The 17,837-nt window shown below is 49.9% G+C and carries 18 protein-coding genes; 6 read left to right on the top strand and 12 right to left on the bottom strand.

Annotated elements, in window-relative coordinates; all coding sequences use genetic code 11:
- Positions 1 to 156: 156 nt before the first annotated feature.
- Genes AS151_RS00855 through AS151_RS00845 form a run of 3 tightly spaced genes read right to left on the bottom strand, consistent with a single transcriptional unit; the run spans position 157 to position 1,420 of the window.
- Positions 157 to 744: a hypothetical protein gene (locus AS151_RS00855; protein ID WP_071515181.1), complete on the bottom strand. Its 588-nt coding sequence runs from the start codon at positions 742 to 744 to the stop codon at positions 157 to 159.
- 47 nt (positions 745 to 791) lie between these two features.
- Complete coding sequence (locus tag AS151_RS00850) at positions 792 to 1,085, bottom strand: DUF3593 domain-containing protein (RefSeq protein WP_071515180.1); 294 nt, start codon at positions 1,083 to 1,085, stop codon at positions 792 to 794.
- Positions 1,086 to 1,093: 8 nt separating this feature from the next.
- Positions 1,094 to 1,420: a DUF2499 domain-containing protein gene (locus AS151_RS00845; protein ID WP_071515179.1), complete on the bottom strand. Its 327-nt coding sequence runs from the start codon at positions 1,418 to 1,420 to the stop codon at positions 1,094 to 1,096.
- A 131-nt stretch (positions 1,421 to 1,551) separates the two neighbouring features.
- On the opposite strand from AS151_RS00845, the gene csaB reads away from it, so the two are divergent.
- Positions 1,552 to 2,604, top strand: a complete 1,053-nt coding sequence (gene csaB / locus AS151_RS00840) for a polysaccharide pyruvyl transferase CsaB (protein WP_071515178.1) — start codon at positions 1,552 to 1,554, stop codon at positions 2,602 to 2,604.
- Positions 2,605 to 3,060: 456 nt separating this feature from the next.
- Here the strand turns inward: csaB and corA are convergent, their stop codons facing one another.
- Positions 3,061 to 4,275 (bottom strand): magnesium/cobalt transporter CorA, encoded by a 1,215-nt coding sequence (gene corA / locus AS151_RS00835; protein WP_071515177.1) that lies wholly within the window; start codon positions 4,273 to 4,275, stop codon positions 3,061 to 3,063.
- Positions 4,276 to 4,341: 66 nt separating this feature from the next.
- Here corA and AS151_RS00830 point away from each other — a divergent pair, with 66 nt between their 5' ends.
- Positions 4,342 to 5,199, top strand: coding sequence for a DALR anticodon-binding domain-containing protein (locus tag AS151_RS00830; protein ID WP_071515176.1), 858 nt, complete (start codon positions 4,342 to 4,344; stop codon positions 5,197 to 5,199).
- 467 nt (positions 5,200 to 5,666) lie between these two features.
- On the opposite strand, the gene AS151_RS00825 is transcribed toward AS151_RS00830, so the two are convergent.
- The gene (locus AS151_RS00825; RefSeq protein WP_071515175.1) at positions 5,667 to 8,153 is read right to left on the bottom strand and encodes an ATP-dependent Clp protease ATP-binding subunit; all 2,487 of its coding nucleotides are present in this window, start codon (positions 8,151 to 8,153) and stop codon (positions 5,667 to 5,669) included.
- 219 nt (positions 8,154 to 8,372) lie between these two features.
- Complete coding sequence (gene rimI / locus AS151_RS00820) at positions 8,373 to 8,975, bottom strand: ribosomal protein S18-alanine N-acetyltransferase (RefSeq protein ID WP_071515174.1); 603 nt, start codon at positions 8,973 to 8,975, stop codon at positions 8,373 to 8,375.
- 25 nt (positions 8,976 to 9,000) lie between these two features.
- Here rimI and lysA point away from each other — a divergent pair, with 25 nt between their 5' ends.
- The 3 genes from lysA (at position 9,001) to AS151_RS00805 (ending at position 12,298) form a co-directional block, all read left to right on the top strand.
- Positions 9,001 to 10,416 (top strand): diaminopimelate decarboxylase, encoded by a 1,416-nt coding sequence (lysA, locus tag AS151_RS00815; RefSeq protein ID WP_071515173.1) that lies wholly within the window; start codon positions 9,001 to 9,003, stop codon positions 10,414 to 10,416.
- Positions 10,417 to 10,565: 149 nt separating this feature from the next.
- On the top strand, positions 10,566 to 11,552 hold the full coding sequence (gene cdaA, locus AS151_RS00810) for a diadenylate cyclase CdaA (protein ID WP_084639320.1): 987 nt from the start codon (positions 10,566 to 10,568) through the stop codon (positions 11,550 to 11,552).
- Positions 11,549 to 12,298 carry an isoprenyl transferase gene (locus tag AS151_RS00805; RefSeq protein ID WP_071515172.1) on the top strand — a complete coding sequence of 250 codons (750 nt, stop codon included), beginning with the start codon at positions 11,549 to 11,551 and terminating at the stop codon, positions 12,296 to 12,298. Before cdaA ends, AS151_RS00805 begins: the two co-directional genes overlap by 4 nt.
- On the opposite strand, the gene AS151_RS00800 is transcribed toward AS151_RS00805, so the two are convergent.
- Both AS151_RS00800 and AS151_RS00795 read right to left on the bottom strand, forming a co-directional pair.
- Positions 12,295 to 12,567 carry a DUF3143 domain-containing protein gene (locus tag AS151_RS00800; protein ID WP_071515183.1) on the bottom strand — a complete coding sequence of 91 codons (273 nt, stop codon included), beginning with the start codon at positions 12,565 to 12,567 and terminating at the stop codon, positions 12,295 to 12,297. The genes AS151_RS00805 and AS151_RS00800 overlap by 4 nt on opposite strands.
- Before the next feature lie 51 nt (positions 12,568 to 12,618).
- Entirely contained in the window at positions 12,619 to 13,143 is a 525-nt protein-coding gene (locus AS151_RS00795) for a J domain-containing protein (RefSeq protein ID WP_071515182.1), read from the bottom strand.
- A gap of 479 nt (positions 13,144 to 13,622) precedes the next feature.
- On the opposite strand from AS151_RS00795, the gene AS151_RS00785 reads away from it, so the two are divergent.
- On the top strand, positions 13,623 to 14,618 hold the full coding sequence (locus AS151_RS00785; protein WP_071515170.1) for an ABC transporter ATP-binding protein: 996 nt from the start codon (positions 13,623 to 13,625) through the stop codon (positions 14,616 to 14,618).
- Positions 14,619 to 14,932: 314 nt separating this feature from the next.
- Here AS151_RS00785 and AS151_RS00780 read toward each other — a convergent pair whose 3' ends face one another.
- The 4 genes from AS151_RS00780 to AS151_RS20455 form a co-directional block, all read right to left on the bottom strand.
- Positions 14,933 to 15,211 (bottom strand): RNA-binding protein, encoded by a 279-nt coding sequence (locus AS151_RS00780; RefSeq protein ID WP_071515169.1) that lies wholly within the window; start codon positions 15,209 to 15,211, stop codon positions 14,933 to 14,935.
- A gap of 274 nt (positions 15,212 to 15,485) precedes the next feature.
- Complete coding sequence (locus AS151_RS00775; protein WP_071515168.1) at positions 15,486 to 15,719, bottom strand: hypothetical protein; 234 nt, start codon at positions 15,717 to 15,719, stop codon at positions 15,486 to 15,488.
- 215 nt (positions 15,720 to 15,934) lie between these two features.
- Positions 15,935 to 17,419 (bottom strand): Asp-tRNA(Asn)/Glu-tRNA(Gln) amidotransferase subunit GatB, encoded by a 1,485-nt coding sequence (gatB, locus tag AS151_RS00770; protein ID WP_071515167.1) that lies wholly within the window; start codon positions 17,417 to 17,419, stop codon positions 15,935 to 15,937.
- A 71-nt stretch (positions 17,420 to 17,490) separates the two neighbouring features.
- Positions 17,491 to 17,688 carry an HNH endonuclease gene (locus AS151_RS20455; RefSeq protein ID WP_084639321.1) on the bottom strand — a complete coding sequence of 66 codons (198 nt, stop codon included), beginning with the start codon at positions 17,686 to 17,688 and terminating at the stop codon, positions 17,491 to 17,493.
- Positions 17,689 to 17,837 lie beyond the last annotated feature (149 nt).

Here is a 17,837-nt window from a genome sequence, read left to right as displayed (position 1 = left end):
GCACAAGTGGTCTTGAATCGAGGTGTCGCAAGTACGTCCGGGCAGGGCGGAAAAATGCTCGTCGAGGGCAATGTCGCCGGGGATAGACTAGCATAGCTAATCCATCTAGGCACACCCAATGAAGCGAGAATCTCACGAATTCTATTCGTGAGATTGTCAATGGTTGTTGTTGCTGTTAAATGCAGGACGAACCAGAAGATAGCCAGCACCAAAGGCGACCGCAGCAATTAACGCGATCGCTACCATCAAACGCCAACCTCCTGTTTCTACATCATTTTGGCTATCTGCCGTAGGGGCATAAGGTTTTTCGGGTTGCTGACTGGTATGTTGTTTGGCTGGAGTTACAGAGGCTTTTCCCCAAGGATTAGACTGGTTTGAGTGTTCCCAATCTTCAGAACCAGAACCAGCCGCTAAGTCAAAATCCCGATCGACGTTCAGGAAAAATTCTCCACCCCTATTGTGGTGTTGGCTATTGCTGGCACCGGCAGGAGAAGATTGCAGGGCGTTGCTGGTTTCCTGTAGCTGCATAACCGAACGTACGGTTTTTTGGATTTCGGCTTGTAACTTCTGATTGTGAGCGACCAATTCTTGATTGCGATCGCTCAGTTGCTGGTTTTCTGACCTCAGAGACTCCACCATGGCTCTGGTATTCTGCAGTTCCGCCGCCAGTTCTCGATAAACGGAAAGGGGAACTGACGGAGAAGCATTTTGACTGTCTTGACCGGGAGAAGGGGAGTTAACCATAAATCGCTCGGGGATCGAAAGCCACCACGTTAAAATCTCTTCATACTTTATTTACTACGCCGAGCCTCCAAAACCGCTTGGCGAAATCCCAAAACAATTAAGATGTTCGCCAGGGTTAAAAACACCTCGGCGCTACCATGTAACCAGTCTACATTAGCCAAGGCTTTTCCGTATTGCATTTTGGCGTAGATGCCGGCGGGAATGGTGACGGCGACAAACACCAAGGTCATATAAAATCCCACCAATGCCAATCTAGGTGTTTGGCCGGAACGGGTCAAAAACCACAAAAATCCTAGGTAGGGAAACAAGGAAATTGCAAATAGATTATCTTTAGAAAACATAAACCTTGCTAGTTACGACTTTGGGAACGTTGCCGAGAACGTTGGTTGCTGGTTCGCCAAATCAACCAAGCAGCGATGCACAGGGTGGTATTACCCACTACAGTCATAGTGGCTTGCAGGTTTACCAACCAAGCAAGGGAGGGAGAATTGTCGAAAAAGTGCCAAGTACAGGCACACATGGCACTCACCAAGGCAGGAAACATGGCTGCTGACAGCCATCGCCAGGTTTTCTCGCCGCTAATATCGGCATACAGCCACACCATCCAAATGGCGGCCATCCATTCAATGACGCTGGAGACGTGAATAATCCAAGTGGGAATGGAAAGTGCGTTCATGGAAAAACTATGGAAATAATATTGTATCTATTGTTTCTATATTATCGTTGTTGGTGCGCTGGTGAAATTTCTGGTTGATGGTATGGTGATTTTCTATAACAGGCACTTGAGAAAATCCGAACGGGAAGGCTATGGTCAAAGCAGTGATTTGCGGTTATTACGGAAAGGGAAATGCTGGGGATGAGGCTTTGTTGGCGTCTTTGCTGCAAATGCTCCCCCAGCATGTGGTACCGTTGGTTCTATCGGCCGAGCCCGTTCGCACGCGCAGACGCTACCGGGTGCAAACTTGCGATCGCATGTCGGCGTGGTTGGTTTGGCGAGCTTTGCGTCAGGCAGATGCGTTGATTTTGGGTGGCGGCAGTTTGTTCCAAGATGCCACCAGCTGGCGCAGTCCTTTGTATTACGCTGGTATTGTTGGTTTGGCGCAGGGGATGGGATTAAAAACCATTGCTTGGGGGCAAGGGATTGGACCCCTACAGCGTCGCTTCGTACGAAATTTGACCCGGCGCGCCTTTTCTCGGTGTACGGCGGTGAGCGTTCGCGATGTGGCTTCGGCAGAACTGCTGCGGCAATGGCAAGTTAATTGTACTTTGGCACCAGACCCGGTTTGGGCTTTGCAGGAGAAACCAGCCAAGCATTTGGCGGATTTGCCGGCACCGCGGGTGGCAGTGACTCTGCGATCGCATCGAGCGTTAACTCCGCCGCGTCTGGATACAATTGTTAAGGCTTTGATTGCTTTTCAGAAGGCGACGGATACTTGTATTTTATTAATACCGTTCCAACAGTCCCAAGATCGTGCGATCGCAGAACGCATCCAACCGCAACTTCCCGATAGCAGTCATATTGTAGATTGGGAAGACCCGAGAGAACTCAAGGGGATTTACAACGGGGTGGAAATGGTGATTGGTATGCGTTTTCACGCACTTTTAATGGCATCTGCCGCCGCTTGTCGTTGTTTTGCCATTAGCTACGACCCCAAGGTCACCCAATTCATGCAAGACTTTGAAGTGCCGGGGTGGGAATTGCAAGCCTTACCAGAAGATGCCCAGGAAATGACTCAGGCTTGGTTGGAACACTACGCCAATGGGGAAGCTTTGACTGCCGCTCAAATTGAAGCTTACCGCGATCGCTGTTTGTTGCATCAGGAGTTTTTGGCAGAGGCTTTCCGAGAAAATTCTTATTGAATAGATTAAATCCCTCTAAAACTCCTGGCTGCCGCCCTCCCCCGAACTTGCGGGTAACTACAGGTTCTTTTTGCTAAGGCACAGGGGGTTCTTCCCCATAAGTCTACAGCAGAATTTCATTTGTTAATCCGTGCAGTAAATGCTTAACACCCCACAATTTTCTATCAGCCTTATACCATTTCTGAAAAACCATAATTTTCCGGGGTTTTCTAATTGCCGTGGTAAGAGTACTTCGTGAAGTGTCCCTACAATCACACCCCGATTACTTATTGCAAATTTATCAGAGAACTGGATAGAAGAATATCCCAAACAACGGCTGGTCAGTTCTTTAGAAAAGTCCGGCTTAAAAATTCGGGAAGAATATCAAGATAAACTCCACCCCTATCACTACTTTTTTATTTGGGAAAAGAAAGGGAACAATGGTTGCTAATCTAAAATTCTAGAATGGATTTGTTCTTATTTTCTCAACTTTTCTTTTTGACGAGTTGAGTCGATCTCGCCAAACCATCCCAGACGGTAGAAGAAGTATATCATCCCCCCAGCGATCGCAGCCATCACTCCCAACACGGTGGGATACCCCCAATACCAGTTTAACTCCGGCATATTCCAAGGAGAAGCGTCGGGGTTGAAATTCATGCCATAAATCCCCGCTACAAAGGTTAGCGGAATAAAAATCGTGGAAACCACCGCCAAAATTTTCATAATTTCGTTGGTTTTGTTGCTAATGGCGGATAAATAGACATCCATCAAACCCGAAGTTAATTCCCGATACGCTTCCACCAAATCTAGCACCTGTATAGCATGGTCGTAGCAATCGCGCAAGTAAATTTGCACTTCTTTAGACAGCAAATCGCGATTGTCTTGCTGGCTGGATTGAATTAACTTGTTAATGGCATGGCGTTGGGGCCAAATAGCGCGACGCAAGGCAATTAATTCCCGGCGAATTTGATAAATTTTCTCTAAAGTTTGCTGGCTGGGTTGATTGACCACTTCTTCTTCCAATTCTTCGATATATTCTCCGTATTCTTCTAAAACAGGAAAGAAGCCGTCAATCACCGCATCTAGCAAAGCGTAGGTTAAAAAATCGGTTCCCTGTTTCCGCAAGTTGGCTTTGTTACTGCGAATGCGATCGCGTACTGGTGCAAAACAATCGTATTCAGGTTCTTCCTGAACGGTAAGCAAATAGTTGCTGTCTACCACAAAACTAACTTGTTCGGTAAAAAATCCCCGTTCTTCGGGATTGAGCATCACCATCCAGGCAATAATTAAAATCCGATCTTCGTAAACTTCTACTTTGGGTCGTTGGGGAACATTGACAATATCTTCCAACACCAAAGGATGCAACTGAAAAACTTCTCCCAAACGTTTTAAAATGGCTTCACTGCCCAAGCCAGCCACATCCAACCAAGTAACCGCATCGGATTCTAAATAGGACTGGCATTCTTCTGGAGTTTCAATGCGTCGGCGATTGAGGCGTTGGGCATCGTATTCCAGCAAAAGCATTTTCGGTGGGGCGGCATCGGCTTCGATGCTCAGGGTTCCTGGGATGCTACCCGGTTGGTCGTAGAAAAAATCAAAATAGTTTTCTTCTTTTTCTTCTTTCTCTTCTTTTTCAGTTTGTTCTGTTGGTTCGGTTTCGCTGAATGTATCTTGTTTGTCTGAAAAATACATGAATTCAAGACTGCCTAAAAAGTGCTATTTTTGGGAAGATAACAATTTCCTCACGGGTTAATTGCTTTGTTTTCCCTGAAATCTTGGTTGCAAAACTACCTACACCAAAAAGCCAGTGAAGCGATTTCCCAATGGCAGAGTCGAAAGCAAAATCTATCGATTTCACCAGCGGAAATTCCCCTACAGCAGGTCAAACAGTTCCATCAGACCATCTACCTAAGTGCGATCGCGTTTTCCCTAGGGAAATTGTCCCCCCTTCCACCGCCAGAAATCGCCCAAAAATTGGCGGCACGGATAGCTGCTTCCCATTGTAGCAACTGGTTGCAGGTGGAGGTGGTTTCATCGGGATTATTGAGTATTGTCGTTGGCGATGAAGCCATAGCAGAGTGGCTGCAGCAACTAACTCAGGATGGTTTTCTGTCAAGCGGTAAAACACCAATGCCATCCCCGAGGAAAAACCAACCATCCGCCGCAGATATCTTTTTTCTCCAATACAGCCATGCTCGTTGTTGCTCTCTCATCCGTCTTGCCCATCGGGAAGCGATTATTACCCTAAAAAATCCCCATCCCAGTGTCAATCCTTTTCTATGGCAAGTACGATCTCCCCACCCCTTTCCCTGGCTGAATCCCCATCAAATGCTACAACTAACCCTGCCAGCTGAAAAACAAGCTCTCTTTTACCTTGTCGCCACCACCGATGCTGCGAACTGTACGGAGCGACATCCCCCGCCGTGGCATAAGCTGGTCGGCAATTTGAGCGAGGCATTTTGCCGGTTCCACAGCCAATGTCGCATTTTTGACGAAACGCGCACAGATAATTTATATTTAGCGCAAGCTAGAATTGGATTAGTTATTGCAATTCATCGGTTGCTACATCTTTTTTTGGGGGCGTATTTGCACTCAGAAACGCCTCTGGAACTCTAGTTTTCTCTTGCGATCGCGGTTTCGCTGGTAGAAAATCCAAAAAATTTCCGAGGGGGATGGACAAATCCCGTTTTTTTCCTGTATATTCTATAAGTGAGTGTGAGGAGCGAACCAGATAGGGTACCGAGACGAAACGCGGCCAGTCGTCGGTACCCTTTCTGATTTTTAGGGGGATTTTTTCTGTATTTCAGGCTACATATTTCCCAAAAGCGATCGAGCCTGTTTGGGTAGTTCCCCAGGCAAGTTTTTCCCCCGATTGAAGTAGAATTTTAAACGCTCCATTTCATACCAAACCTGACCAGTAAAACTACATTTTTTGGCAAGAGCAGGCACGGGGACACTGCCCCTATAGCTTGCGATCTATATAATCGGATTTCATATAACGCTATCTTTTCGGTACAAAAAATGAAAGGGCAGTCTCTGGGACTGCCCTTTTGCTATCTATTCGCTAGTTTGGCGAAATTTGGTTAGGAATCAGCTCCTTGGGGAAGCAGTTCCTGTTGGTCTTCGGGATTGTCGGCAGGCGTAATTTTCACCTGACCGTCTTCGGAGTTAATATCCACAACGGCCGTATCGCCTTCTTTGATGCGACCGGAGAGGATTTCTTCTGCCAAGGCATCTTCTAGCAGACGCATGATGGCACGGCGTAGGGGTCGTGCTCCATAGGTTTCGCTGTAACCTTCGTCCACCAGACGTTCTTTGAAAGAGTCGGTGACTTGCAGTTCGATGCCTTGCTCGGTGAGGCGGCTGAAGACTTCCCGCAGCATGATTTCGGAAATCTCTTTGACTTCCTCTTTGTTGAGCTGGCGGAAGACGATAATTTCGTCGAGACGGTTGAGGAACTCAGGTCGGAAGTACTGTTTCATTTCTTCGTTGACCAGAGACCGGATGCGGTTGTACTGGGCATCGGCTGCGTTTTCCTCGAACTCGAAGCCCAAACCGCCGCCACCTTTTTCGATGACCTTGGAACCAATGTTGGAGGTCATGATTAGCAAGGTGTTTTTGAAGGAAACCGTGCGACCTTTGGCATCGGTGAGGCGACCGTCTTCTAAAATTTGCAGCAGCATGTTGAAGACGTCGGGGTGGGCCTTTTCGATTTCGTCGAACAAGACCACGGTGTAAGGACGGCGGCGGACCGATTCGGTGAGCTGACCGCCTTCGTTGTAGCCGACGTATCCCGGTGGCGACCCAATGAGCTTGGAGACGGTATGGCGTTCCATGAATTCGGACATGTCCAGCCGAATCATGGCATCTTCGGAACCGAAGAAGTAGGAAGCCAGGGCTTTGGTGAGCTCGGTTTTGCCGACGCCGGTGGGACCGGAGAAGACAAAGCTAGCAATGGGTCGGTTGGGGTTCTTCAAGCCGACGCGGGCGCGACGTAAGGCCCGGGAAACGGCTTTGACGGCTTCTTCCTGTCCGATCAACCGCTCGTGTAGGGTGTCTTCCATGTTGAGCAGTTTTTCGGATTCGGTTTCCGTGAGCTTGTTCACGGGAACGCCGGTCCAGCTGGCGACGATGTGGGCAATTTCTTCAGTGTCTACTTTGGGGGCTTCCCGGTCTTCGTTGCCTTCGGCTTTGCGACTTTGGGCGATGGAGCGGATTTGGGATTTGATTTCCATTTCCCGATCGCGCAGTTCGCCAGCACGGTCGAAATCTTGCGATCGCACGGCGTCGTCTTTATCCCGCATCACTTGCCGCAGTTCTTGGTCAAGTTCTTTGGCAGCGGGAGGCAGTTGGGATTCGAGCAGGCGTACCCGGGAACTGGCTTCGTCGATGAGGTCGATGGCTTTGTCGGGCAGGTAGCGATCGCTGATGTAGCGGTCGGAGAGCGTAGCTGCTGCTTCTAGTGCTGCATCGGTGATGCTGAGCTTGTGGTGTTGTTCGTAGCGTTCCCGCAGACCGTAGAGAATTTCAATGGTTTCTTCCACGGTCGGTTCGCCGACCATGACTGGCTGGAAGCGACGTTCCAAGGCAGCATCCCGTTCGATGTGCTTGCGGTATTCGTCGAGGGTGGTGGCACCGATGCACTGCAGTTCGCCGCGAGCGAGGGCTGGTTTCAAAATGTTGGCGGCATCGATGGCTCCTTCCGCAGCGCCAGCACCAATGAGGGTATGTACCTCGTCGATGGTCAAGATGACGTTGCCGGCGGAGCGGATTTCGTCCATGATTTTCTTCAACCGCTCTTCAAATTCGCCCCGATACTTGGTACCGGCGACCAACAAGCCAATATCGAGGGTGACGACCCGTTTGTCTTCGAGAATATCGGGCACATCTTTGTTGGCAATGCGCTGGGCGAGTCCTTCCGCGATCGCGGTTTTCCCGACACCAGGTTCGCCAATCAACACGGGATTGTTTTTGGTGCGCCTTCCCAAAATTTGGATCACCCGTTCGATTTCTTTTTGGCGTCCTACCACCGGATCGAGCTTGCCTTCGGCGGCCATTTGGGTCAGGTTGGAGCCAAACTCGTCGAGGGTTGGGGTTTTGGTGCGTCCTTGGGGGGCACTGCTGGAAACCTCCGCGGTTTCACCGAGCATGCGGATCACTTGCGTGCGTACTTTAGACAAGTCTACGCCCAAGTTTTCTAGGACGCGGGCAGCAACGCCTTCCCCTTCGCGAATCAGACCCAAAAGAAGATGTTCGGTGCCAATATAGTTGTGTCCTAACTGGCGCGCTTCTTCTAAAGATAGTTCTAAAACTCTTTTTGCCCTTGGGGTAAACGGAATTTCTACGGCGACAAATCCGGAACCGCGACCAATGATTTTTTCCACTTCAATGCGGGCGTCTTTGAGGTTCACCCCCATCGATTTTAAGACTTTGGCGGCGACGCCGGTTCCCTCTCCAATTAGTCCCAGGAGAATTTGCTCCGTTCCCACAAAGTTATGGCCCAGACGACGTGCTTCTTCCTGGGCGAGCATAATTACTTTAATTGCTTTTTCTGTAAAGCGTTCAAACATGGCGTAATTCCATCACCTGCTGCGTACCCGTGTTTCGATCGTAGCATAGAGAAAAGGATTCGCTGTTATTATTGGCACCAATATGGGGATCGATTTCTCCAGCTACGAAAATTTTTTACAGTTTTTTACACGATCGTCTGACCGCGTTGGTAAGTAGATTGGATAAGAATTTTCCTGAAGTTTTGGTAACAATTTACACGAATTTTTCACCTTTGCCTTTCATTTTGAATCGTTTGGTCCCAATTGGCAACTTAAGGCGCGATCGCTTACCAATTTTTGCCAAATTGTTAAATCTTCCTTAAAGTTTTCTGCTTGCAGCCCCGGACGCCAAAGCACCAAAGCATCTTCCCCATCTTCATAATAGCGCCGCCGCCTACCCAAAATTTCAAAACCAAATTTCTGGTACAGCGCGATCGCCGCCCGATTGGAGGAACGTACTTCTAGGGTAGCCCATTGCAAGCCCCGTTGGTGTGCTGCGAGCAACAAACCGTACAGCAAAACTTGGCCGCCTCCCATACGGCGGTATTGGGGATGCACCGCTAGCAGAATCACGTGGGCTTCTTCGGCAACGGACCACAAACAGCCCATCCCCACCACCCCTGGCGAAGAAACCTGGGGAGAAGTTGGCGTCAGAACCAAAAAATCGCTTGCCGGACTTTCCAATTCCTGTTGGTAGCCAGAGCGACTCCAAAACTTCCCCCAACACAGTCGGTCCAGGGTGACGATGGCGGGTAGATCTTCGGGGGAAGCTGGTTTGATTTCTAAAAAAGCCACAGCTGCTAATTGTACACTGGTTAAATAGACAAACCGATTGTAAGACATTCACAAAGGAAAGCTGGAAATATCAATGGTAGTAAGCCCTTCTGCTGGTGTAGACAATACCGCACGTCAGTACCTTGCCAACTTGCCCGCCGATCCCAACGATGCCAACGCGCCTTCGGTTAACCAGAACCTGCTGCCTTTGACAGCGAAGGTTAACGACCGCGATACCTTGGAAATCGGCGGCTGCGATGTAGCTACCCTAGTAGCACAATTCGGTTCGCCTTTATTTATTCTCGACGAAACGTCCTTGCGAACGGCTTGCCGTCAGTACTACCAAACCTTCCAACAACACTATGAGGGTCCATTCCAGATTTTATATGCCTCCAAAGCCTGGAGCTGTTTGGCGATCGCCACGATCGTAGCCAGCGAAGGGTTGGGTATGGATGTGGTCAGTGCCGGCGAACTGCACACCGCCGTTCAAGCTGGCATGGTCCCGGAAAAAATCTACCTGCACGGCAACAACAAATCCCAACTGGAACTGGAATACGCCATTGAAGTAGGTTGCACCATTGTGGTGGATAACTGGTGGGAGTTGCGCACCTTGCAAGAGCTAGCCCGCGATCGCGAAAACGTGCCCGTCATGTTGCGATTCACCCCGGGCATTGAATGCCACACCCACGAGTACATTCGCACCGGTCACATCGATAGTAAATTTGGCTTCGATCCGGATAGCCTCGATGGCGTGTTGCAGGCATTACAAGAAGCGCCACAGCTGCGGTGCGTTGGTTTCCATGCCCATATTGGTTCCCAAATCTTTGAACTGCAACCCCACCAGGACCTAACCAAGATTCTGGTACAGTGGTACCAAAAAGCCCAACAGGCGGGATTGCCAGTCAGCGAAATTAACGTTGGTGGTGGTTTGGGCATTTGCCATACGGAAGCGGAACATCCTCCCAAAATCCAACAGTGGGTGCAGGTAGTTTGCGAAGGCATTCAGAATGCTTGTCGCGAAGCCAACATCGACCTGCCCAAACTTTTGTGCGAACCCGGGCGATCGCTCATTGGCACCACTTGCGTCACCGCCTATACCGTGGGGTCTTCCAAAGAAGTCCCCGGCATTCGCAAGTACATCGCCGTGGATGGAGGCATGTCGGACAACGCCCGTCCGATTACCTACGGTTCCGAATACCGCGCCGCGATCGCCAATCGCATGTCAGTACCTGCGAACGAAACCGTGACCATTGCCGGCAAACACTGCGAATCCGGAGATATTCTCATCGCCGATGCTCGCCTGCCGGCCAGCGAACCTGGAGATGTCCTCGTCGTCATGGGTACGGGTGCCTACAATTACAGCATGGCTTCCAACTACAACCGCATTCCCCGACCGGCAGCGGTACTGGTCAACAATGGCGAAGCCAACACGATTTTGCAGCGGGAAACCTATCAAGATTTGCTGCGCCAGGATCGGTTGCCCCAGCGGTTGATTGCCCCTTCCCAATAAGGAAGTCTCCCCTGGGTTGGTGCTTCGGGGACTAGCGATCGCGATTTCACCGGTTTGGCTTGCTAAACGGGCAGCGATCGCTGGTTCCCACCCACCTGCCCACGTCGCGATGAGTAGCTAAATCACAGCACCAGGTTCACGCCATACCAATGGGATATTTTGGGACGCTATGGACGCCTTATGGAATACCGAACCAATATTTGCTGCTGGCGGCGAGCATTATCGAACCGTCCTCCATCTGGGAATTTTGGCAACAGTGGCTGCAACACCCCATCGATCTTTTTTTGGTGTTTGCCCTGAGCTATCTGATGCTGGCCATTATCGGCGAGCGTCGAACCTTATGGATGGTGCGCGGCTTTATTATCCTGGTGTTTTTCTGGATATTATGCACGCAGTTGCAATTGGTTTTGATGAGTTTCGTCTTGGAAAAACTCGTCACTGGCGCGGCGGTGGCCATGGCCGTGCTGTTGCAATCGGAATTTCGCCGGTTTCTCGAACAGCTGGGACAGGGCAAGGTTCTCCAACTTTTTCAATCTTCCGCACCAGTTCCCAAAGTCAATAGCGTCATTGACGAAATTGTCGAAGCGATCAAAGAACTCTCACAAAATCGTACTGGGGCTTTGCTGATTCTCGAAACGGGGGACCCCCTCGACGAGCGGGATTTTTCTGTTCCAGGGGTCAAAATCAACGCCGAAATTTCTAAGGAATTGTTGCAAAGCCTGTTTCAAACCACAACCCTTTTGCACGATGGGGCGGTCTTAATTCGGGAAGCCCGGATTGCTGCGGCGGGGGTCATTTTGCCCATTTCCGAACGGGCCACCAGCCGGCGGTTGGGAACGCGCCATCGCGCGGCCATGGGTATTACCGAACGGGTCGATAACTGCTTGTGTGTGGTAGTCTCGGAAGAGACTGGATCGATATCGGTAGCCGAGCGAGGTCGCCTAAACCGCCCCCTGACCAGCAGTAAGTTGAGGGATATCTTAAAGGAACGATTCTCACCATCTGCGAACCGCGAAGCCGTGGCACCCAATTTACGCAATTTACGCAGCTTAGGACTTCAACTTACCGCGCGCGGTAAGGCACTAGGGTCTCGCTTGCTACGTCTACGTTCATCGGCTTCTCGGGAGAAAAAATGACTGCTAAGCCAACTGTGTTACACGAGCTACCTGCCGATTTGGACCGGGAAAAACTGCCCCAACATGTGGCGGTAATTATGGATGGGAACGGACGCTGGGCACGCAACCAGGGATTGCCCAGAATTGTGGGGCACCAGCACGGCGTCGATGTGTTAAAAGATCTGTTGCGCTGCTGTCGGGATTGGGGCATTCAAGCCTTGACGGTGTATGCTTTTTCCACGGAAAACTGGAAGCGTCCCCTCTCGGAGGTGGAATTTTTAATGACCTTGTTCGAGCGGGTGCTGCGGCGCGAATTGGATGAGATGGTTGCAGAAGATGTGCGCATCCAGTTTGTGGGCAATTTGCAGGCGCTGCCGCGATCGCTGCAGGAGGAAATCGACCGAGCCATGGCCGCCACCCGCGACAACCGGGGGATTCGATTCAACGTTGCTACCAATTACGGCGGACGTCAGGAAATTTTACAGGCTTGCCGTGCCCTTGCCCGGCAGGTACAGCACGGACAGATCCAACCGGAAGAAATTGACGAGAATCTATTTTCTCGCCACCTTTATACGTCCAATCTGGAAGACCCGGATTTGTTTATCCGCACCAGTGGTGAAATGCGCCTGAGCAATTTTTTGCTGTGGCAGCTGGCCTATACGGAAATTTACGTCACGGATACGTTATGGCCCGACTTCAACCGCCAAGAGTTTTATCGGGCCATTTACAACTACCAACAACGCCACCGTCGTTTTGGCAAGGTCTAGGGACCGGCAAAGACGGCTTCTTCTATGTCCTGACGAGACAGGGAATATTTAAAGGTGCGTCGAACGTCGCGCGCGCCGTCGCCAGCTTTCAGATAGCGGACGGCGATTTGATCGATCTCCAGGGCCAGTTCGGCTTTCCATTCCGGACGTTCTAAATACCAGCAATGCAGTTGATTCTCGTCTTGCTGGCATCCCAACTCCCGCAGCCAGGTTTCAATATCCGGTAAGGGATGGTTGTACAGGGGTGTATCGGCAGGTGGTAAACTCATAAGATTTTGCCAACGTTGGTCCATCGGAAACAGGTCTCTAGCTATTTTTCCCTAGAGGCAAAAACCTGGCCCCAAAACGAGAGCCAGAGATTCTAAAGATTCGGTGGTGGTCTCCTGCTGGGTCAATCCCACCACAATGGCAAGCAGCAAACAGGCCAAAATCGTGGTCCCCAACAAAAACAGAGAAAATAGTTCGCCGCCGGATAGGGGCCGGTCGATGGGGTCGATATAGGCAGAATCCCCCCTTTCAACCGGCGGTTCCTTTTCGGCCATAGCTGCATAAATGCTAGCGAGGCGTTGGGCATATAACTGGCGGTCGTAAGCCAGCCGCCTTTGGGGATTGCTTAACGTGGCGTAGGCTTCGTTGAGTTGTTGGAATTTTTCTTTGGCCGTCGCTGTGGGTAAATCGGTGGTATCGGGATGGTATTGTTTGCTCAGCTGACGGTACATGCGTCGGATTTCCATAGGCGAGGCTGTGGGGGCAACTCCCAGGATTTGGTAGTAGTTGCCTGTGGCTGCCCTGGTGTTGGCGAAGCCGTTTTGTTGTTTTTGGTTGGTTTCGCTACGTGCTGTCACCGCCAATCCCCTCTTCGCTATGTTCGAGAGCCACCACGGCTCATTCTAGACACATATTTTTACACAAATGCTGGTTCGATTTCTGTCTATAGATCCCAAATTCTCCACAGCCAAACTGGCAGCTGGCTTACGGGGGCGGGGACCATTTCCCCGCGAAAATCCAACAGCTGTACAAAGAGTAAATAGGCGAGCGCTAAAATGATAGAGATAGCCCCTGTGGCGATCGCGACAATTTTTCCACGTTTCATAGCGTTTTTGATCTAAAAATTTGGTTTTGGATGGGGTAAATTTTTCCTAGGAAAGGAGGTTTTGCCACCTCGCTCGAAATCCCGGGCACTTCCCGAAAGTTGGCTAAATTTGGCAGCAGAGCCTCTCTAGAGGCCAATTTCTACAGTTAATTTTAAGGCATCTGCTCTCGCGATCGCCACTAACTTCCACTGCATGCGTTCCTTTAGATACAAAAACAGGTCGTCAAAATTATGTCTGCTGAAGTTGATACGACAACTGGCCTTTCCGATTCCCTCCCCACTTCCGGAGAACCGGACATTATCTTGCAAACCTGGAACCTGAAAAAGTCCTATCGCACCGGTTTCTGGATGAACCGAAAAATCGAATCCCTCAAGGACTGTACCCTCACCATTTATCGCGGAGAAACCTTTGGTTTGCTGGGACCCAACGGGGCAGGCAAAACTACGTTGTTGAAAACCTTGTTGGGAATTGTCAAACCCACTGGAGGTCGTGGCGTTTTGTTGGGGCATCCCTTGGGAACGCGCTCGGTTCGCCAGCGGGTGGGCTATCTCCCGGAAAATCCTTATTTTTATTCTTACCTCACCGGTTGGGAAGTGCTACAATTTGCTGGTGGACTGCTACAAGTTCCCCGATACATCCAACGCCAGCGCATTCCACAACTTTTGGATTTGGTGGGTCTTTCGCAACAATCGGCACGGAACAAACAGCTACGCCAGTATTCTAAGGGCATGCTACAGCGCATTGGTATGGCCCAAGCCTTGATCAACGATCCGGAGGTGGTCTTTTTAGACGAACCCATGTCGGGATTGGATCCGTTAGGACGCTACCAAATCCGCGAAATTATTTTCTCTTTGAAAGAACAAGGCAAAACCATCTTTTTTAATAGTCATGTCCTTGCGGATGTGGAGCAAATTTGCGATCGCGTGACCATTTTAGCCCGGGGAAAAGCGATCTGTTCTGGTGCCATTGATGAGTTGTTGGGAACGGCTGATGCCTACCATGTAAGCGGCCAAGGGGGCGATCCGGCAGTTCTCCAGCAGTGGCTGCAAGATTTAACGTTTTCTGGCGATCGCTGGTCCGGTTCCTTAAAAGGAGACAGTCAAGATTTTCTCTCCAGTCTTACTTTGATGGGTGCCAAACTTTTAGAAATGCGCCAAGCGCGTCCCAGTTTGGAAGAGTTTTTTGTGGAACAAATTCGCCAGCGGGGATGGGAAACCAGCCAATAGTTCCCAATTCCCCAATTTTCGATGGGGTGGATATTTAATACCATTTCTTTAAAGTCTGCAATCAATGATTGAGGGGGGGTCTAGGGGCGCTCACACGTGGTGCCCCTACCAGGGAAATCGGGAAATCTCAAAAAATTTAAGCGCTTCACTCTATTCAAACGGATTTTATATGATTATTCTTTAGACACGGTAGCACGATAAAAAAGTAGAGACTTGCAGGCACACAAGCAAAAGCCTACAAAATCCCTACCTTAGGAGTTTTTCTCCTCAGAATCGGTTGGGAAACACATCCCTGAGGAAATCGAATTCTTTAATTAAATAAAACTTTTTTTCGACGCCTGGCGACGGTCTTCCCGCGGCTTCGCTTTGTTGACACGCATGGAACGACCCATATGTTCCTTGCCATCGAGGGAAGAAATGGCCGTATCTTCGTTGGTTTCGTCCGATAGGTCCACAAAAGCAAATCCACGCATGCGTCCGGTTTCCCGGTCCGTAGGCATGACAATGCGTTTGACTTCGCCGTAGTCTTGAAAAACGTCTCGGAGATCGTCTTCGGTGGCGCGGTAGGATAAATTGCCGACAAAAATGGTCATTGAACGAACTTTGGTAACTGGTGAACGAGAGCCCAAGGATTGTCTGGGTGAGGTATCCAGGCCATTAAAGGAATCCAGGGACCTCACCATCCCTCTGCCAGAAAATTCCGGCGATCGCATCGCCAAATTCCCGATTGTGAGGGGCACACAGACAAATTTCCTTTGGGTGCTACTATCCTAACCTATTTCTAGAGGTTTGGGATATAACTTAGACTACAAAACTTTCAACCCCCCATTCATCTACCCAGACCGAGAAACCAAACAACGGGGATCGTTACTCAATCTCAATCGACTGCGGTCCTTGACCGTCGCCGTTGCCGTTACTGTTGCCATCGTGGCGGCTAGCCGTGGGTGCAGAAATTGATTCTCCGCTTTGGCTTTCCAGCCACTGTTTGACAGGATCGTCGTTTAGGTTGAGGTGAAACACCCCAGAAACAAAGCCACCCAGAAACGCAATGGGACTTTGTAAAATTTTCTCGGTAAGTGGGTTCAGCTCGTCCAAAAACATAAACTCCCAACCTCCTTAGCTATCCCCTCGATTTGTATAGTTTAATTAACTATCTTAGCAACCCAACCGTTGCCGGTCATTGGTAGCAGAAAAACTTTTCTCCCAATAACCGGCCCAATATTTTATTGATAATGTAAACGATTGGGATGTTCACAAACGACTATTTTAGGAAAAATTCCTAGTTTGCGATCGCATTTCATTTGAAATTGTGCCAACTAGCCAGACAGTTTTTGTTCGATGAGTTGGTTGGTCAGTTGCGGGTCGGCGCGTCCGCTGGTTTGTTTCATCACCTGTCCCACAAAGAAGCCTTTCACCTTGGTCTTGCCATTGCGGTATTTCTCCACTTCCTTGGGATGCGCCGCCAAAATTTCGTCGATAATCCCTTCTAGAGAACTGGTATCGGAAATTTGGGTCAGACCCTTGCTTTCCACCAATTCCTTGGGAGAACCGCCTTGGCTGAGTAGTTCCGGCAAGACTTCTTTGGCAATTTTGCTGCTAATGGTATTTTCCCCAATCAACGCGATGAGTTCGGCGAGTTCGGCAGGTTGAAAGGGAATTTCCGTAATGCGCACTTTTTCGCTTTTCAGATAGGCAGTGATATCCCCCATAATCCAGTTAACTGCTGGTTTGGGGTCGGCACCGGCTTCTAGGGTTTGCTCAAAATATTCTGCCACATCCCGGTCTTCCGCGATCGCGCGCACGTCGTAGGGAGACAGACCCAATTCCTCCTCATAGCGGCGGCGTTTTTGCGCTGGCAACTCCGGCAGTTCCGATTGCCACTGTTCGATTTGCTGGGAAGTCAGTTCGATAGGCGGCAAATCCGGTTCCGGGAAATAGCGATAGTCGCTGGATTCCTCTTTGCTGCGCATACTAATGGTTTTCTGGCTACCCTCTTCCCACAAACGGGTTTCCTGAACCAGAGACTCGCCTTTTTCCATAGCTTCGATTTGCCGGTCGATTTCGTAATCGATCGCCCTTTGGATAGCATTAAAGGAGTTCATGTTTTTAATTTCTACTTTGGTCCCGAACTCCTGATTCCCCACCGGACGTACGGAAATGTTCACATCACAGCGTAGGGATCCTTCTTGCATGTTGCCATCGCTAACCCCCAAATACCGCAAAATCCGACGCAACTCTTGCGCGTATTCCGCCGCTTCCAAACCGGAACGCATGTCGGGTTCGGAAACAATTTCGATGAGGGGAACGCCGCTGCGATTGTAGTCTACCAGGGAGTAGGCAGAACCCGCCAAGCGATCGCTACCGGCATGCACCAATTTTCCGGCATCTTCTTCCATATGCAGCCGGGTAATGCCAATTTTTTTACGAATGGGATTTTCGTTTTCGTCTACCAGCTCGATTTCCAACCAGCCATTTTTCGCAATGGGGAGGTCGTACTGGGTAATTTGGTAGTTTTTCGGCAAGTCGGGATAAAAATACTGCTTGCGGTCGAACTTGCTGTAAGGAGCAATCTCGCAATTGAGCGCCAGTCCGGCTTTGACAGCATATTCCAAAGCTTTTTGGTTGAGAACGGGAAGCGTTCCTGGCAATCCCAAGCATACCGGGGAAATGTTGGTGTTGGCAGGCGCGTTAAATTCGGTGGAACTGCTACAAAAGATTTTGCTTTGTGTTTTTAGCTGGCAATGGGTCTCCAGACCTATGATGGCTTCGTACTCGGTTTTGACGGGTGCAGTGGTGGTCATGAGCGTACAAGTTCCCTTTACTGCGTCGTAGGTTTGCTGTTGCTGGATAAAAACTCAGTCTAGAAGTTAAACTAAGCCAGACAGTCACCCACCTGACTCGTCTTCAAAACCGGATGTGATACTTTCGCATCATCCGGCTCCTCAACAACTTGGCTCTTGTCACAATTACCAAGACTACCATCATTGGCAGTTTTTACATCGTGGCAATGTTTGTAAAGAAGTTGTAGGTTGTCGTATCTGTCCTTTCCACCAAGGGCTTTTGGGACAATGGTTAAACTAAGCCGGGCAGTCGCCCACCCGACTCGTCTTCAAAACCGGACTTGAAACTTTCGCCTCATCCGGGGACTCAACAACTTGGCTCTTGTCATGAGTACCAAGACTACCATCATTGGCAGTTTTTGCATCGTGGCAATGTTTG

The organism is Geitlerinema sp. PCC 9228 (assembly GCF_001870905.1).
Classification (GTDB): Bacteria; Cyanobacteriota; Cyanobacteriia; order Cyanobacteriales; family PCC-9228; genus PCC-9228.
The sequence above is the reverse complement of the archived record's forward strand: the minus strand, read 5'-3'. Positions and strand labels throughout refer to the sequence as shown.

What these genes read in the sequence shown, in the direction of transcription:
- AS151_RS00855 (WP_071515181.1), bottom strand. Translation starts at nt 744, where the DNA reads ATGGTTAACTCCCCTTCTCCCGGTCAAGACAGTCAAAATGCTTCTCCG.
- gatB (WP_071515167.1), bottom strand. Translation starts at nt 17,419, where the DNA reads ATGACCACCACTGCACCCGTCAAAACCGAGTACGAAGCCATCATAGGT.
- lysA (WP_071515173.1), top strand. Translation starts at nt 9,001, where the DNA reads ATGGTAGTAAGCCCTTCTGCTGGTGTAGACAATACCGCACGTCAGTAC.
- AS151_RS00785 (WP_071515170.1), top strand. Translation starts at nt 13,623, where the DNA reads ATGTCTGCTGAAGTTGATACGACAACTGGCCTTTCCGATTCCCTCCCC.
- AS151_RS00845 (WP_071515179.1), bottom strand. Translation starts at nt 1,420, where the DNA reads ATGAACGCACTTTCCATTCCCACTTGGATTATTCACGTCTCCAGCGTC.
- csaB (WP_071515178.1), top strand. Translation starts at nt 1,552, where the DNA reads ATGGTCAAAGCAGTGATTTGCGGTTATTACGGAAAGGGAAATGCTGGG.
- AS151_RS00850 (WP_071515180.1), bottom strand. Translation starts at nt 1,085, where the DNA reads ATGTTTTCTAAAGATAATCTATTTGCAATTTCCTTGTTTCCCTACCTA.
- AS151_RS00775 (WP_071515168.1), bottom strand. Translation starts at nt 15,719, where the DNA reads ATGTTTTTGGACGAGCTGAACCCACTTACCGAGAAAATTTTACAAAGT.
- rimI (WP_071515174.1), bottom strand. Translation starts at nt 8,975, where the DNA reads ATGTCTTACAATCGGTTTGTCTATTTAACCAGTGTACAATTAGCAGCT.
- AS151_RS00805 (WP_071515172.1), top strand. Translation starts at nt 11,549, where the DNA reads ATGACTGCTAAGCCAACTGTGTTACACGAGCTACCTGCCGATTTGGAC.
- AS151_RS00780 (WP_071515169.1), bottom strand. Translation starts at nt 15,211, where the DNA reads ATGACCATTTTTGTCGGCAATTTATCCTACCGCGCCACCGAAGACGAT.
- corA (WP_071515177.1), bottom strand. Translation starts at nt 4,275, where the DNA reads ATGTATTTTTCAGACAAACAAGATACATTCAGCGAAACCGAACCAACA.
- AS151_RS00825 (WP_071515175.1), bottom strand. Translation starts at nt 8,153, where the DNA reads ATGTTTGAACGCTTTACAGAAAAAGCAATTAAAGTAATTATGCTCGCC.
- AS151_RS00800 (WP_071515183.1), bottom strand. Translation starts at nt 12,567, where the DNA reads ATGAGTTTACCACCTGCCGATACACCCCTGTACAACCATCCCTTACCG.
- cdaA (WP_084639320.1), top strand. Translation starts at nt 10,566, where the DNA reads ATGGGATATTTTGGGACGCTATGGACGCCTTATGGAATACCGAACCAA.